Raw genomic sequence first — 17,157 nt, 5'->3', positions numbered from 1 at the left:
TTATATTTTTGCAGCCGCGTTTTTACCAGCCAGATAAGCCGATGCGGCAGCGATTCCGGCTCCGCTTCTCTCACTTGCGAAATTTTGTCCTCCAAGAACATCTCCGCATGCAAAAACGCGTCCATTATATTTTGTATCACATACAGACATATCCTCTTTTACCTGTACGCCCATTCGCATGAACTCCTGTCCGGCAGGATGTAGGGCATCTCTGTCCAGCTGCTCTGTCGTTACTTTTCCCAAATGCTGCTCCAGAAGTTCTACCCACACCTCTGTATGTCTCGCTTTGATCCCGCCGCCCACGAAACCGCCGGTTGCCAGGACTACAGCAGGAACTTCTGCTATCTCTGTATGACCGGGATGATACTGATCTGTCAATCCACTTACATACTCTACTTTTACTTTGTCATCTGCCGCCTCTATTTTCTTTACAAAGGAACCACGCAGCAGTTTTGCACCTTTTTGTTCCAATCCTCTATACAAGGCACGTGTAAAGCGATAACCGACAACAGAATTTCCAAGAGCAGCTACCTCTGCGATTTTGCAGCCACACGCTGCCTTTAAATCTGCCAAAATCTCATTATAATGGAGATATCCCAATACAGGTGGGAACAAGATAGTATCAAAAGCGTATCTATTGTTCATACAGAAGGTTTTGATCAAAGAAACCAACTCTTCCTTTCCTGCTTCTGTATCCAGATAATCCGCCAGTTCCCCATCACTTATTTTTCTTCTGTCTCCCCAGCCTTTGATCTGGATCTCTGTGGAAAAATAGGTTGCTTTTCCGCCTAATTTCTTCTGATACTGCTGGTAAGACATTGCCGCTGCCTGCGCGTTAAACGCTACATTTCCTTTCACGCCTACGACCAGGATCCTATCCTGTTTTCCGGGAACAACTGCCCCATCATACGCCATCGAAGGAACATACGCATTGACGGAAAATGTTCCCATCATATTTGGTATCCAGGCATTTTTTCCATCGAACCCTTTCAATGTATAGCCGCCTGCCTGCGCAAGAGAAAGCAGTGCTTCTGTCCCTGCGTCTAATTCCTCTTTACATTTGGCATATACATGATCCGGATATTTTTCAAGAAGCTTTTTGATCCCTTCTTTATATGACGGGCAGATGGAAGGAGTCTCTCCTGGTATTACGCCCATAATATCTATAGCTCCGGCAGAAATCTCACTGCTTCCTCCGTTTGGGAAAACCATCGTCACATGTTTTCCGGCCTGTAAAGCTGCATCTGCAGCAACGCAGGCTGCAGTTCCCCCGCCGATCACAAGCACATCAGTCTTATTCGTATTCATGATTTGCCCTCCTTATTCTAAACTTAATACGTCATAACTGCCTAAGCCTACATACATTTCCTGCATCAGTTCTGACAGTGGAAGCTGGTCTCCATACTGTGCCGCAAAATAGATTCCTTTCCATCTTTCCTGTACATAACCAAGCACACATTCTTCTGCCTGAGCCGGTGTCATATCGAGTGCCTGCTGTGCGATACCGCCTGCTTTATAAATAGAAAATGTTCCTTGTTCCTGCCCCATTCCGATCCGAGTCCGGCGGCGCAGATCTTTGAAATTCTCCACGTCTTCTTCTTGGAAGGAATAACATACTTCAGAGCCGATCATCTGTACTGCATCGTCGATCACATATGCCTGTTCCGGATATTTCTCTAAAATAGCTTTTGCAAATTCACCATAACGTGCGGTAAATTTATGTGCCGCATACCGGGAGATATGATATTTCTCATGGATCTCCTGGGCTTCTTTTTCTGCTTCTTCTTTCGTTGTAGCGCCATAGATCAATTCTTTATCCGACGTACATGGCAGTACTTTGCCTACCAGTTTTTCACAGGCCATATCGACCGCAACTTCTGCCATCAGACGGGCTGTCGCATATTTTCCTCCGGTAATGGTGATCATACCGGATATACCTTCCATTTCTTCATGGTCCAGAAGGAACATTCCACGGCTGATATTTCTTCCTGTCTCCTCGCCTGTCGTGTAGAGCGGACGTACACCGGTACAGAGTCTGAGCATTCTTGCTTCCCTCAGTTCTGGAATGATCTCTGCTACGGAATCTTCCATAATCTTGATTTCGTCCATTCCTGGATCTGCATCATCCGGATCCTCTACGTCTACAGAAGAAGTTCCAAGAAGCGCCGTATTCTGGAAGCCCTGACTCACCAAGCCGTCGCCATCCGCCGGAGTACGTAAGATTCCGATCAATGTCTTAGTCGGACGCATACTATAGATTCCGGTAGAACCTTTATTTGGTTTCATCGGTATAGCAAAACCTGCCATCTCTGTGATCTGTGAACACCATGGTCCCGCCGCATTAATAACTAATTTTGCATACACTTCATAAATCCTGTTTTCTGTTTTATCTAATACTCGTAACCCTACGACCCGATTTTCTTCCATCAGCGCCCCGATCACTTCATGATGTGTACGGATCTGCGCGCCTTTTTTCTTTGCGTCATATGCCTGCGCGATACACAATCTAAATGGATCAAATCCTGTGTCGATCGTACGGAGCGCGAACCGGATATCCTTTGTCAAAAGGGGTTCCTCACTGATTGCCTCTTCTACAGAAATAACTTCATAGGGAAGTCCGATATCATCTGCATTTTTCATCCATTTTTGTGCAAATTCCATCTGCTCATCTGTTTTTGCCACCCAGATGGCATCTGTCGGATCCACTACCTGGGGCACGATCTTGCGGTATACTTGATTTTCCTGCAGACATTCTCTTGCCGTCTGAATATCAGACACCACGTAACGGGAACCTCCATGCAGCGCAGAATGACATCCGCCTGAAGTTCCGGCAGCCAGGTCATCCCTCTCCAGAAGCAGGGAGTTTGTAAAACCACGCAGTACCAGGTCACGTATAACGCCTGTTCCTGTGGTTCCGCCGCCGATAACTACCACATCAAAATTTTCTCGCATAACTTACGCCTCTCTTCCTAATTTTTTTTCGAACCGGCTGAAATTGTCTACATCATATCATTGTTTTTTTGCACAATCAAATCATCTAATTCTTGTGTTTTTTCGTTTTTTTGACGATACTATATACAGACTGCCTCAAATATTATCATTATTTTAGGGCAATCCGTACAGTTTCTTTCTATATTCCCCAAAAAATCTCTAAAACATTTTACATAGTGCTCTATTCTGGCCTCTTTTTTTCTACCTATAAATTTTCCAACTTTTTCTATTTTCGTATCCTTGTTTTTGTTGCAAATAAAGAAAGCAGCAATTTGTTTAAATTGCTGCTTTCTAACATTCTATCTATAAAAATATACCTATGCAAAAACTATCTTTTCGCACTTTCCCGCTCCACGCTATCTGTAAAGAGCATCCTCCTGCGGCAAGGCTATCTTATTCTCCCATAACCTTCACACAGATTTTTTTCTTGCGTGTTCCGTAAAAATCTGCATAAAAAATCTGTTCCCAATTTCCCAGGTCCATCTGCCCCTCCGTCACTGAGATTATTTCACTGCGTCCCATAAAGTTTCGCTTTAAATGTGCAGGGGCATCTTTTTCACTTTGGTTATGACGATAACATGGAACTTTGCAGTCTGGAATCAAGGAATCTAAAAATTCCAGCGTATCCTCTATCAGGCCTTCTTCATCATCATTAATAAAAATAGACGCCGTCGTATGCTGCACAGATATAATGATGACGCCCTCTTGTATACCACTCTCCTCCAGGATCATTTCCACATGGTTTGTAATATTTTTGACCGTCTCTTTCTCATTAAATTTAAATTCCAGATATTTACGATATGAAATCAAACTATATGCCTCCTACTTCTGCCCATAATAAGCATTCGGTCCATGTTTTCTGTAATAATGTTTATCCTGCAGTTCCTGCGGCGCCGGCTTTACATCTGGATTTATCCTCTCTGTCTGTGCCGCCATCTTTGCCACTTCTTCCAAAACGACCGCGTTATGTACTGCCTCGTGCGCGTCTTTTCCCCACGTAAACACGCCGTGATTCTTACACAGAACTGCCGGCATCGCCATATATTCCCTTTCTTTAAAATGCTCTACGATCAGAACGCCTGTATTCTTTTCATATGCCTCGTCAATCTCTTCCTTTGTCAGATTTCTGACACAGGGAATTTCTCCATACATATAATCCGCATGTGTAGTTCCATAACAAGGGATACCCCGTCCTGCCTGTGCCCAGCTTGTTCCCCAGGGCGAATGTGTATGCACGATCCCTGTGACTTCCGGCATGCCTTTATAAATTTCCAAATGCGTCGGGGTGTCAGAAGACGGATTATATTCCCCTTCGATCTTATTTCCTTCCAGATCCATCACAACCATATCTTCCGGTTTCAATTTCTCGTACTCTACGCCGCTTGGTTTGATCACAAAATATCCTGTCTTTCTGTCGATCTCACTGACATTTCCCCATGTAAAAGTCACAAGCTGATATTTAGGCAGAAGCATATTCGCCTCATATACTCTTTGTTTTAATTCTTCCAGCATGATTTTTCTCTCCTTTTTCTCTCTTCTATAGCTTTCTGTATCCTGTTTTTGGTAAAAAATTCTATTGCTTCCTATCCAAAATGGCACGCATCTTCTGATTCGACTGCGCCAAATCCTGTTTCCAGTTTTCTCCGCCCAGATACCAAAATTCTGTCACATACTTGCGGATCCCCATTTTCCATGCCTTGTCAATGATTTCTTCAAACGGCACATGTCCCTGTCCATACAGAAGATCCCGGAAAATGCCTGGTTTTGTCTCTTTTAAATGCATGGCTGCCATATGTGCTCTTCCTGTTTCTATATCGTCCAATACATTTTTCCCATAAGAAACAGCTGCATTCATAATGTTTCCACAGTCTGGATAGACATTCAGGTACGGCGATTCATTTGCCTTTACATACGCCATAGCCTTTTCCACCGTATTCATAAATTCTGTTTCCATCGTTTCAAATCCCATCACGATCCCAAGACTGGAGGCCATCTGCACCGCTTTTGTGAGATTCTTTGCAAAACGTTCCCTCGTCTCTTCACTGCCTTCTTCATAGTAGACATCATATCCGGCGAGCTGAATGATACGGATCCCCAGATCATCTGCGAGCACAAGCGCCTTTTCCATGATCTCCATACCACGTCTGACCGTCTGTTCATCATTGCTTCCAAGAGGATATTTCCGGTGCCCGCTTAAACACATCGTACGGACAGGCACACCTACTTCATACATGGTCCTTACTAATTCCAGACGTTCTTCTTTTGTCCAGTTCAGACGCCCCAGCTTTTCCTCTGTCTCGTCAATACTGATCTCCACAAAATCATACCCTGCCTCTTTTGCCGCCTTAAGCTTCTCTTTCCACGTCAAAGAGGACGGCATTGCCTTTTCATAAAGCCCTATCGTATACTTTTTCATAAATCGACACTCCATTCTCTCTTAGTTACACTATCTTTTTGGTCCAACAGTGTCCAATATAAATATATACTTTTTTTCAAAGTTCTTCAATTAATTCTTAAAATACTTCCAGGCAGAACACAGTCCATCAATAACCGCTCTGTACCGCTGATACTTTTCCTCATATACCTTGGCGTACTCCTTACGCGGGTAAATGGTCTTGCTGATCTTAACCGTCCGTTCGACCGCCGCCGTATAATCTGGATAAATACCTGCGGCAATTCCTGCTGCCATTGCCGCCCCCTGCGCGCCCAGCTCCTTATCTTCTATGACATCCACCGGGATCTGCAGGACATCTGCAAATATCTGTACCCATACGTCGGAATTCGCCGCCCCTCCTGAGAGACGGATAGATTTTGGCTTCTCCCTGTTTACCAGGAGCTTCTGCACATGCGTATAATGGGAAAATACGATTCCCTCATAGACAGCCCGCAGCATATACTTTTTATTATGATAAGCAGTCAGACCTACAAACGTCCCCTTTGCCAGCGGATCCTCGTTGGAACCATTTAAAAATGGAAGGAAAATAATATCGCAGTCCTGTGGTTCGATCTCTGCCACCCATTGGTTCGTCATATCATAGACAGACTTTCCTTCCTTCTTTGCTTCTGCTTTTTCATAAGACAGCAGATTGCGGATAAACCACTCCATATTTCCCGCGGAAGTAGGGCTGCTCTCCTCTATCAGATAATACCCTGGTATACAGAACATAGAGTTTAAAGCGACTGTCCCGTTCGTCACAGGACTTCTTCGAATAAATTCATTGATACTCCAGGTTCCTGCCACCATACACATCTGCTCTTCATCCGACAGTCCGGAGGCGATACCGCAGGCATTGACATCAAACATCCCCGCCGCCACCGGGATCCCCGCAGGCAGCTTCGTAAATTCCGCCGCTTCCTTTGTCACATAACCGCATATATCTGACGAATATCTAAGCGGCGGAAGTTTCTCATAGATCTCTTCCAGTCCAAAGCAGCCCAGCAGTTCCCGGTCATACGCATGGGTCGTCAGATTCACCAGATTTGCCCCGGAAAAATCTGTATACTCAGCATACGCTTCTTTCGTCAGCATGTAGCGGATATAGTCTTTGACTGCGAAAATATATTGGGTATTTTCCAGCGCCTGCGGTGCGTGATCTTTCATCCAGGCGAGGATACTGACAGGCTGACAGGCAAGGATATCCTGAAAAGTCTTCTGATAGACTTTCTCCTTTGTCCCGTCTTTCTCCCATCTCTCCACATACTCCCAGGCGCGGGCATCTGTGGATATGATCCCGTTGTATGCCGGATGCCCGTCTTTCCCTACCAGATACAGTCCTTTCCCATGACCGGACAAAGATACACCTGCTATGGACTTTGGATCGATCCCGCTTGTTTCCACTGCACTGCGCACCGCCTTTGCATTGACCTGCCAAAGTTCTGTCATATCCCGCTCTGTATAGCCAGATTTCGGAGTAATTGTTACCGTAGGTACACTTGCCACAGAAATCTGCCTTCCATCCTCGTCAAATACCGCTGCTTTTGAAAATGTACCGCCATTGTCAATTCCGGCTAAATATCTCATATCTGCCTCCTTGGATTTTTTTCTCCAGGCCAGCCGCCCGTTTCTGGGATTATTATAGCATGGTTTCCATCCAGATACATCAAAAACTCTCTTTCTGGAAACCATATAAAAAACAGACATCCTGTATACACCGCATCGTCTTTGTGCTTTACCGGACATCTGTTTTTCTATTGTTTTTTATTTCTCTTGTTTTTTCCAAAGTATGGGCGCTTTTAAAATCCCCGTCTTTTTCAGCTGATACTCATAAGACCAGCTGTCCAGTGTCGTCCTCCATGCATTCGGATCAAAGTAAATCTCCTGCTCGTCACAGTCATGTACCGCTCCGAATGTATTGACCCGGTTTCCAAAACTTATGATCTCTATCATATGTTTCCCGGTATGTTCGATCTCAAAAGAGACTCTATACGGAGACTTGAAGATCGCCCCCGCTTCTTTTCCATCTACCTTTACCCGCAGAAGAGGAGCACGGAATTTAGAGACTTCCAATACATACTTTCCTGCCTCCAGCGCAAGTTCTGTCCTGTAGATTGCATTGCCGCCGTAAAACGGCATGCCCTGCTCTGTCAGGCTGCCCCAGAAAAAGGTCTTTCTTTCCTGTTCAAGTACGGCAGAGCTGCCTTCCACACGTACAGAAAATGCGCCTAGCAGATATATAACTTCCAGATTTACCTTTCTTGTAAAATCGACTTCCAGTGTAAGTACATGTACACCTTCCCGCAGTGCCGGCAGAGCCACTGTACGGATACATGGATCTACAAAATAGCCCGTTTCTTTTTTCGAAAGTTCCATACCATCCAGCAAGATCTTCGCGCTGTCCGGCATTTCCAATCCCAGAGAAGCGCCTTGTATCACGTTCCTGCATAGGATCTTATATTGGAGCAGGATCTTATGTGCTTTTTCCTCTTTCCTCTGTGTCCATGGCTGTGCCAAAGCAGCTCTTCTAAGCGGCAGATGAAGCCGCATACGAATCTTATTATCTGCCCGCAGTATCTCTTCCGGACCTTCCAGGTGCTCCCCGTCGAAACAGTATTTCGGCATATCCAGTATGAGTACATTTGGTTCTTCCCGTTCTATCTCTACCTGACTTTCAAATAGATCTTTTGCCTGCCATCCCTGCTGCTCTTTTAAAACATATGTCTCTTTTTTTGCAAACGCCTCCTGCGGCAGGATTTCCTCTTTCGTTTTTCCTTCATTCTTCTCCGGCTCCAAGTATAAGAGCAGACTGTCATGACTGTAGAAACGGTGATAAAGAATCGTCTTATCTCCTTGTATTTCTGCTTTTTTGCCGCTGATCTTTCCGGTCATGGTATCCAGCTCTGTCACCTTCCAATGACCGGCCAGTTCTATCTTCACATCATCCGGCAGGATCAAGTCAGGATGATCCTGGGCACGGCCGTTTGCGATAAACAGCCAGCGTCCCTCTCCTTCCCGGCGCAGCTGATAGATGTATTTCTCTGTCCGTTCGCCGTTCCAGTTCTTCTTATGGTTCGGTTTTTTCAAATGTTTTTCTCCGTGAAAACGCATTTCCAGCAGTCTGTACGGCTCCAGTTCTTCCAGCAATTCCTGCTTGGCATATTCGATCCGGGCGCATGTATCGGCAAACTGTTCTGCCGCGGTACTTGGAGATGCATCGATATACCGAGGCGGTTTTCCCATGAAAATGATCTTCGTCCCCGCCTTTTTCATCTCTTCTAGTATCGTGAGCGTCGTCTGCCTCAAGGTCAGACATCCGGGAACGATCACCGCTTCATACTCCATCTCTCCGACTCTATGCCCATCCCATTCTTCCGGAAGCAGGCTCTCTGAGATATAGTCAAAATCCTGGTTATTGAACAACAGCCATTCTGTCACATCTGCAAATCTTTTATCTAATTCCTGACGCTTCTGCCCGGTCTGCTGGTTCGGACCAAATAAGAGCCAGCAGGATTCGACCGGATGGATCACACCGATCTTTACCACCGGTTTTCCTCTTCTAAGGGCCGTATTGACCCGGGCAAAATGGGTTTCGATCCGCCCGTATTCTTTATACCAGGGGGATTGGAAGCCAATAGCCGCCGGATAATCTCTTTTTGCTTCTCCCCCCATGCTCATCCAGTTTAAATGATGGACACGATGGGTGATCCCAAGAGCTGCCTGCCAGTCTCCCTGCAGTTTATGTCTGCGGAAATCAAAATCCCAGTTGGTGACGCCATACAGTTCGCTGGCGACACCATCCTTTCCATACTGATGGCAGATGCTCTCCGCCTGTTTTGCCGTCGTATATTCCCGGGCGTCACAGAGCATATCGATCCCCGGAAGGGAAAATCCCCGCAGACTGCGCATGACTTCTCCTAATGCCTGGGTCTGCGACTGTAAAGTCGGTTCCTCCATCATATGTCCCGCAAGACGGATTCCATTTTCCCGGCACCAGCTTCCCACCTGATCAGAATAGGCCTTTGCAAATCTTTCCGTCACATGATCGTGATACCAGTATCGATACCTGGATACCCCTCCTTCGGGCAGTTCCCACAATACTTCCGGTATATGATCCAGCAAGTCTTCTCCGTATGCCGCTTTATAACTTTCCGCAAAATCTTCTGTGTAAGGAAGCATCACCTCTTCCTTGGAATCTGCCGTCCCCAGACATCTCTTTCTTCCAAACTGCGGTTCATCTGTAAAGATAGAAGGAATGGTTTTTCCAAACTCTTCGCCCACCGCCTTTTTATACTCTTCGTGAGTCACGTCCAGAAAATAACGGATCGCCTCAGGATTTAAAGAGTCTACATAAGACTGATCGTTGAACCAGGGACTGTCATGTGCAATCTCCAGATAAACGTACCAGATCTGATACCCCGGTTTCTCCACCGCGTTTTCTTCACACCGCACGTAAGAAGCAAGCGTTCCGTCCGTATGCAGTCTGACATAATACGCCGCCAGAAAACGTCCGTTTCCCTGGGGAGAAGCAGAAGCCATAGAATCTGTACTCCTGTGCGTGTATGTCTTCGTCCCTTTTTTATATGTGGTGATCAGTAAATTCCTGCTCCTGTATTCCTGCCTGCTGGTCACCTTACCGCCGCCATATCCGGAAGGCCAGCGGTCTTCGTCATACAGACAACTGTATACATCTTTTTCTTTCGCGATCTCTACAGCCTTTTTCACACAGTCCATGTACTCTTTTCCCATGTATTCTGTATCCAGCCCGACACGGGTATGCATATAAAAACCACCCATGCCCATCTCTTTAAACTGCTCGATCTGCTCTTCCAGGCAGTCTTTACACAGCTTTGTATTCCATGACCAAAAAGGAGTTCCGCGGAACTCCTTTCCTGGATTTTTAAATATGTCTTCAAATTTCAAACTTCTGTTTGTCTTTTCCATTTTCCCCTATCCTTTCACAGCGCCTGCGGTAATCGAACGCACGAATGTCTTCTGTGCAAACAGATAGATGATGACAAATACCATGGCGCTCACAGTCAGAGCCGCAAATACCGGCGTATAACCGATCGTCGCGATCTTATCCCGGATAACGGCGATTCCCACAGAGAGCGTATATTTGGACGTATCACTGATGGATACCAGCGCCCACATATATTCGTTCCAGGCATTCATACCGCCTAAGATCGCTAATGTTACCAGCATAGGCTTTACAAGGGGCACCATGATCTTCCCAAGGATACGGAATGTGCCGCAGCCATCGATCTTGGCAGATTCAATGATCTCATCGGGTATGTTGTCCATATAGCCCTTGATCAGTATCAGTCCAAGCGGAGCAAACCCTTGATAATAAGGAAAGACGATCGCAGCCAGGGTATTCTGGATTCCCAGATCTACTACCTGCAGATACATCGGAAGAAGAATGATCGGCGTAGGGATCAGCATATTGATCAGGATCATATAATAGAAAAACTTTTTAAATTTCATCTTCAGCTTGGAAAATGCATATCCAAGGCAGGTCACAAGCACAAGATCCACCACGAGAGTCGCCACGGTGTTGACTACCGTATTTTTCAGATATACTGCAAGGTTTGCCTCCTGGAAAGCAGTAACAAAATTATCAAAGTTCAGAGAAGTCGGCAGCGACCATATACTCTGCAAAAACTGTCCCTCTGTCTTAAAGGACTGGATGATCACCCAGAGCAGCGGATACACTGAGATCAATGCTATGAACAGCATGATAATAAAGGTGATGACAGACGTTCCGCCTTGCTCGTCCGCTCCTTTTTTTGTTTTCCATTTTTTGCTCATACTCTTACTCACGATTCTTTCCACCTGCCTTTTTTACCAACTGTAAGATAATTGTAATACTGATCATGACTACCATCATGATGATCGACGCCGCTGTTGCGGGACCGAATTTCTGGGACTGGAACGCATTAGAATATACGTAAGAAGTCAGGACATCCGACGCGCCGCCGGGGCCTCCCTGGGTCATGACCCATACCATATCAAACGCGCGCAGGTCATTGGTCACTGTCAGGATCCCCAGTGTAATGAAGGTTGGGATCATATGTGGGATGATGATATAGCGCAGTCTTTGCAGTTGGGAGGCGCCGTCCATTTCTGCCGCTTCCAGCTGGTCTTTCGGAAGCGTCATGATATTTGCATAGCAGATCAGCATATTGAAAGGAATGGTCCTCCATATCCAAGTCACGATGATCGCAGGCAGCGCCGTTCCTACCTGGGACAGCCAGGGCTGAGCAAGACCTCCCAGGCCGATCATCTCCAGGATCTGGTTTAACGGTCCGATCGTAGGATCGTAGATGATCCTCCAAATACATCCGATCACGACCATCGAAATTAGATAGGGAATAAACAGTGCTGTGTTAAAAAATCGTTTCAGGCGGATGCCTTTGAACAAAATATACGCCAAAATAAAACCGATCGTAATAGAGATCAGCAGATCACAGGCGATCAGCTTAAATGTATTGCCAAATGCGCGGTAGAACTGTTCGTCCTGCAGCACCTTGATATAATTATCCAATCCTACATAGTTTCTAAGTTCTCCGTATCCTTTGTACTTATAAAGACTGATACGGAATGCATTTGCAAACGGAATAAACAAAAAAATGATCAATATGGCTATAGTCGGAAGAATTAATATATAAGCCGGTATGCTTTCTTTTAACTCTTGTAAAAGCCCTGCCTTCTTTTTCGTATTCACCCTGCTCCCTCCTTCTTTTGGCGCTGTGCCTGTCTTTTCTGTTCTTTGTTTTCCGGCAGGAAAAAGGGCGGCTAACTGCTCTTTAAGCCGCCCTTATCCCGCTTCTTTTATTCTTTATCTTCCAGATATGTATCGTATGTCTCCTGCAGTTCTGCTGTCATATCCTCCAGGCTGATCTGTCCAAGCAGATAGTTCGGGATCAGATCTTCTTTGAAGGCTGTGCTGATCTCTGTCGTGATCGTCGTCGGTACGAATGTTTCCGGACAGAAGCCGTTTTCTGCCGCCGCATTGTAACCTGCCAGGATCTCGTCCAATGCAGGATCCCTTTCTACGTTCACCAAACCAGAGCTGGAGTACTTAAGACCTTCATCTGTTGTAAAGTTTGTCTTAGATGTCAGATACTGTACTAATTTTACTGCCGCATCCGGATTTTCTGTATCCGCGCTTACAGCAAAGATATTGCTGGCGCCGCCCAGTGTTCTGGATGGAAGCCCTGCGATCCCCGGCAGTACATATGTGCCAAGTTCCATTGTATCCGGCGCATTGTCCATGATGTATTCCAATTTATCAGGAGCGATCAGGACTTGCGCCAGTTTGCCCTGCAGGAATAACTGTGCTGTCGTATCCAGATCAGATGTCATGAAGTTTTCTGGAAGATAGCCTTTGTCCCAGATTTCTTTATATGTTTCCAGACCTTTTTGTACAGATTCTGTCTGGAATGTCATTTCACCGGTTTCAAATGATTTATTTTCTTCTTCGATCTCTTCCCGACAGAACTGATCCCAGAATAATCTTGGCAGCCAGTCGATACATGTATTAGACTGTACTGACAAAGGTGTGTATCCTGCTCCTTTGATCGCTTCACAGTTTGCCATAAAATCTTCCCAAGTCTCCGGTACAGATAAGCCCAGTTTCTCATACATCGCCTTATCATACATCACCGCAACTGTCGTCATCGTAAATGGTACTCCGTAATCATAGGAATCCATTTCTCCGCAGCCCTTTTCTACGATCGACTGTAAGTTTTCCAAAAGAGCCGGTACATATGTCTCTCTCCATACCGTGTCTCCTTCGTAGTTATCCCCATCCAGATATTCTGAAATATCAAGCAGAAGTCCTTCATTGATCTGATCACAGTAGTATCCTGCCTGTGTCCAGAACACATCCGGCACTTCATTTGAAGAAGCCAGCGCCGCAAATTTTGCAGAGTAGTTTCCAGAATCTACATAATCAAACTCTACATCAATATCCGGATTTTCTTTTTCAAATGCCTCGATCATATCCTCATCTACCAGTTCCATCGCGGATAAGAAACGGATCTTTGTCTTTCCGTCTTCTGTCTTAGCATCATTTTTGTTTCCTGAACCACAGCCGGCGAGAAGTCCGCCGATCATTGTTGCTGCAAGCAGCACAGAAATCACTTTCTTTTTCATGTTTTTCCTCTCCTTTTGTCTTGTTTCTTTTTGATGGTTTTATTGTAACACATGTCAAGTGGACTTTTCTTGGCTCGTATGGTATACTTTTCTTAGATTTTTACAAGGAGGTACACCTGTGAAATTACGCCACAAACTGTTTCTTATCCTTCTCTTCATGGCACTGCTTCCCACCATCTGCATCACTGCGATTTCCTACTATCGCTACCAAAAAACTTCCCAACAGCAGGTGCAGGAGTACTCGGTCAATCTGTTTTCCAAAGCCGTACAGCAGACGGACGCGGCTCTTGCTGAACTGGAGAACGCGACCAATCTGTTTGCCTCCTATTCTTCCGGCGATTATTCCCTGACCCAGAACCTACGCCCTTTTTCTGTCCAAGGAGTCAGCCCAGATGACTTAACGACCTATCAGACACAGCAGAATATCCGGTATCTGTGTCAAAATATCATCAATACGTATGACTTTATTTACGGTATCTACATCTTCACCCCCTCCGGGATCCAGTTCACTTATGAAAATACACAAAACGATCGGCTCAATTATGGATATACGCCGGAAGGTACTCCTTGGTATACACGCACATTAGAAAATGCCGGCCAGCTCTATGTCAGTGATATCAGCCCTCACAAAGATATTTTTTATGGTAAAACAGACAGCTTCTTTATTTCCAAAAGCCTCTATGATATTTATGCTTCCAAAAACCTGGGCGTTCTTTTGATCAACTGTGATCCAGCTATTTTCGACCTGAGTTCCTTAAATACGATCCCGGATGTAACTTCTATTGCGATTGCGGATACCCAGTGTGAACAGATTATTTATTCTACGCCTCCTCTGAAAGAAAAAAATATACCTTCCTTCCAGGAAGTCGAAAAAAACGCCGCTTACTCTACCAAGTTGGATCTTTCTTCGTTAAGTCTGTATACCTCCGTAGATTACAGCAGACTCTATCGGGAATTCAGCACGACCGGGATCATGCTGGTTTCCATCTGTGGTATCTGTATTTTGATCGGTATCACGCTTGCCCTGTACTTTTCTAAAACCGTCACGAAACCAATCGAGCATTTAAGCCGAAAAATGTCGCAGCAAAGCGGCACCCATTTATCCGGCAGTACATTATATCTGAACCGTACAGATGAGATCGGCGTCCTCTATAATGAATATAATGCCATGGTGGAGCAGCTGGATGCGGCGATCAAGACAAACTATCAAAGCAAGCTGATCTCTCTGGACGCACAGATGAAATCTCTGGAAGCGCGTATCAACTCCCACTTCCTGTTCAACACGCTGGAAGCGATCAACAGTATCGCCAGCATAGAGGGGAGCGAGCAGATCATGACTATGGCCATGTCTCTTGGCAATATGTTCCGCTACGCCATTAAAACACAAAGTGAACTGGTCACTTTACAGGATGAGATCGATCATGTCATGGATTATATTTCTATTCAGTCTATCCGGTTCAGCCACCGTTTCCGTTTTACTTTGCACATCCCGGACAATATGCGGTATCTAAGAGTACTGAAGCTGATCCTCCAGCCCATCGTGGAGAATTCTTTCTCCCATGGACTGCAAAACTGTCAGTTCGGACATCGCATTTGCGTATATGGCTTTTTACGGGATACCTATTTTCTGCTCTGTATCGTAGATGACGGAAAAGGCATGACACCCGAGCAGCTTTCGGAACTGACCCGGTCCCTTCAGGAAGAGCCTGCCTTCACAGAACTCGGCCACCGGACAAACCAAAGTATCGGGTTGAAAAATATTAATACTCGGATCGAATTATATTATGGGAAAGGGTATGGGCTGACCGTACAGAGTAAACCCGACCGCGGAACACTGATGCAGATTAAACTGCCACTCGTAGAAAAAGCAGATCTGCCGGAACAAAACTGATGCCGATATAGAAAACCTTTTTACCAAAACGCACAAAGGAGAAACTTATGTATCAATATATTATTGTAGATGACGAACCCCTGATCCGCCGGGGAACAAAGAAAAAACTAGAGGCTCTGTCTGACCGGATCTCTTGCGCAGGTGAGGCGGACAACGGCGCCCAGGCAGTAGAACTTGTCAAAACCCTCTCCCCGGATTTCGTCATTTTAGATATGGAAATGCCGGTGATGGACGGAACTGCACTGCTTTCCTATCTTTCCCAAAATCATCCCGACCTGCAGCTGATCGTCATCAGCGGTTATAAAAGCTTTGACTACATCAAGCATGCCATATCCGCCAATGTCATCGACTATATCCTCAAACCCTTTACCGCAGAACAGATCCAGCAGACAGTCTGCCAGGCTATTTCTCGCCTGGAGACCTCTGCGTCTATTGACGCACGCATACGTCTTACGGAGGAAGAAAAAGAAGTTGCCTGTTATGAGCATGACACCCAGCTTCTGCAAAATTTAATTCTGGGATACGCCGTTTCCGACACAGACATCAGCTCACAGAAATTATCTTTTCTGACACACTCGGATCGTCTGTGCCTCGCCGTCGTATACGCCGGAAAGTCCTTGTCAGATTTCCGCCTGCAGCAGCAGATCAACGATTTTGGTTTTTCGGAAATGGCAGTCCATCTGCCCCATCCATCCAACTTCCGACTTGGTTTTTTTATCCTTGCGCTTCCCAACGACGCCTCCTTTTCTCCAAAAGACTTCTATACCAAATTTGTACAGGATTTTATCGCTTATCTGCATACCTATGATACGGTATCGTATTGGGGGCTTAGCGATACGATCACCGGACTTTGCCAACTGCATGCCGCCCATGAACAGGCCTGTACGTCACTGAATTCCATGCCGGTCACACAGAGTTCTTCTCAAGTATATATATGGCAGCCGGATATGGGGACAGCTCTGCATGAGATCTCATGGGAGAAAAAGGAAGAATTCCTTTTCCGTGTAGAAGCCGGCATGACAGAAGAGGTAGGCAGCCTGCTCTTATCACTGCATACCTATTATCAGGAAACAAAAAACCTCTCTCTGGCAGATGTCAAATATCACTATCATCAGCTTACACAGGATTGTCTTTTGATCTTGAAACAATATCTGCACCAAAGCACGTCTTCCCAGAGCATGCAGAATATCATAAAAGAAATGTTTACAGTCGAAGAACTCTATCAGTACTACCGGCAGTTTTTCAGCAACCTTTCTGAAATGCTCAAGCCGCAGAGTGTATATGCTGTAGAAGATACGATAGAAAAGATAAAAATCTATATACAGCGTAATTATCATAAAAACCTGACGGTAGAATTTCTTGCTTCTCTGTTTTATATGAACAGCAGCTATCTAAGCCATCTGTTCCGTAAGACAACAGGAGAAAAATTTGCACAATATGTCAATGCCGTACGCATTGAAAAAGCCAAAGACCTGCTTGCCTCTACTGACCGCAAACTCTACCAGATCGCCAAGGCAGTCGGATACGACAACAGTAAATACTTTTTCCGCGTATTCAAAAAGTACGAAGGCATGACGCCCGAACAATATCGTCAGGCAGCCCAGTAGAAAAATCTCCGGATATGCATTATTGCGCGATAGCACGCACGCCTGCAAGACATGGCGGAAACGGTAACATTTTT

Annotated in this window: 12 protein-coding genes; 2 read left to right on the top strand and 10 right to left on the bottom strand. The window is 45.5% G+C overall.

Features of this window, described 5'->3' with window-relative positions; genetic code table 11:
• The 10 genes from WKT01_RS11615 to WKT01_RS11570 all read right to left on the bottom strand — a co-directional run bounded on the left by WKT01_RS11615 (position 1) and on the right by WKT01_RS11570 (position 13,585).
• Complete coding sequence (locus WKT01_RS11615) at positions 1-1,308, bottom strand: FAD-binding protein (RefSeq protein ID WP_117975308.1); 1,308 nt, start codon at positions 1,306-1,308, stop codon at positions 1-3.
• Between the two features lie 12 nt (positions 1,309-1,320).
• A complete protein-coding gene (locus tag WKT01_RS11610) occupies positions 1,321-2,952 on the bottom strand; it encodes an FAD-dependent oxidoreductase (RefSeq protein ID WP_059066151.1) in 1,632 nt (543 codons plus the stop codon).
• 432 nt (positions 2,953-3,384) lie between these two features.
• Positions 3,385-3,801, bottom strand: a complete 417-nt coding sequence (locus WKT01_RS11605) for a secondary thiamine-phosphate synthase enzyme YjbQ (RefSeq protein ID WP_059066149.1) — start codon at positions 3,799-3,801, stop codon at positions 3,385-3,387.
• Between the two features lie 12 nt (positions 3,802-3,813).
• A complete protein-coding gene (locus tag WKT01_RS11600; RefSeq protein ID WP_059066148.1) occupies positions 3,814-4,503 on the bottom strand; it encodes an L-ribulose-5-phosphate 4-epimerase in 690 nt (229 codons plus the stop codon).
• 61 nt (positions 4,504-4,564) lie between these two features.
• A complete protein-coding gene (locus WKT01_RS11595; RefSeq protein WP_117975307.1) occupies positions 4,565-5,407 on the bottom strand; it encodes an L-ribulose-5-phosphate 3-epimerase in 843 nt (280 codons plus the stop codon).
• Between the two features lie 90 nt (positions 5,408-5,497).
• Positions 5,498-7,012, bottom strand: a complete 1,515-nt coding sequence (locus WKT01_RS11590) for an FGGY-family carbohydrate kinase (protein WP_340312435.1) — start codon at positions 7,010-7,012, stop codon at positions 5,498-5,500.
• Between the two features lie 177 nt (positions 7,013-7,189).
• Positions 7,190-10,369, bottom strand: coding sequence for a glycosyl hydrolase (locus tag WKT01_RS11585; protein WP_117975305.1), 3,180 nt, complete (start codon positions 10,367-10,369; stop codon positions 7,190-7,192).
• 6 nt (positions 10,370-10,375) lie between these two features.
• Positions 10,376-11,248 carry a carbohydrate ABC transporter permease gene (locus WKT01_RS11580; RefSeq protein WP_117975304.1) on the bottom strand — a complete coding sequence of 291 codons (873 nt, stop codon included), beginning with the start codon at positions 11,246-11,248 and terminating at the stop codon, positions 10,376-10,378.
• On the bottom strand, positions 11,241-12,152 hold the full coding sequence (locus WKT01_RS11575; RefSeq protein WP_117975303.1) for a carbohydrate ABC transporter permease: 912 nt from the start codon (positions 12,150-12,152) through the stop codon (positions 11,241-11,243). Before WKT01_RS11575 ends, WKT01_RS11580 begins: the two co-directional genes overlap by 8 nt.
• Before the next feature lie 107 nt (positions 12,153-12,259).
• A complete protein-coding gene (locus WKT01_RS11570) occupies positions 12,260-13,585 on the bottom strand; it encodes an ABC transporter substrate-binding protein (protein ID WP_117975302.1) in 1,326 nt (441 codons plus the stop codon).
• A gap of 118 nt (positions 13,586-13,703) precedes the next feature.
• Between WKT01_RS11570 and WKT01_RS11565 the strand changes: the two genes are divergently transcribed.
• Positions 13,704-15,476 (top strand): histidine kinase, encoded by a 1,773-nt coding sequence (locus WKT01_RS11565; RefSeq protein WP_340312434.1) that lies wholly within the window; start codon positions 13,704-13,706, stop codon positions 15,474-15,476.
• 47 nt (positions 15,477-15,523) lie between these two features.
• A complete protein-coding gene (locus tag WKT01_RS11560; protein WP_340312433.1) occupies positions 15,524-17,083 on the top strand; it encodes a response regulator transcription factor in 1,560 nt (519 codons plus the stop codon).
• The last annotated feature ends 74 nt before the right edge of the window (positions 17,084-17,157 follow it).

This window comes from Mediterraneibacter sp. ICN-202921 (assembly GCF_037890075.1).
Classification (GTDB): domain Bacteria; phylum Bacillota; class Clostridia; order Lachnospirales; family Lachnospiraceae; genus Mediterraneibacter; species Mediterraneibacter massiliensis.
Note: the sequence above shows the minus strand (reverse complement) of the source record. Positions and strands in the feature narration are given on the sequence as shown.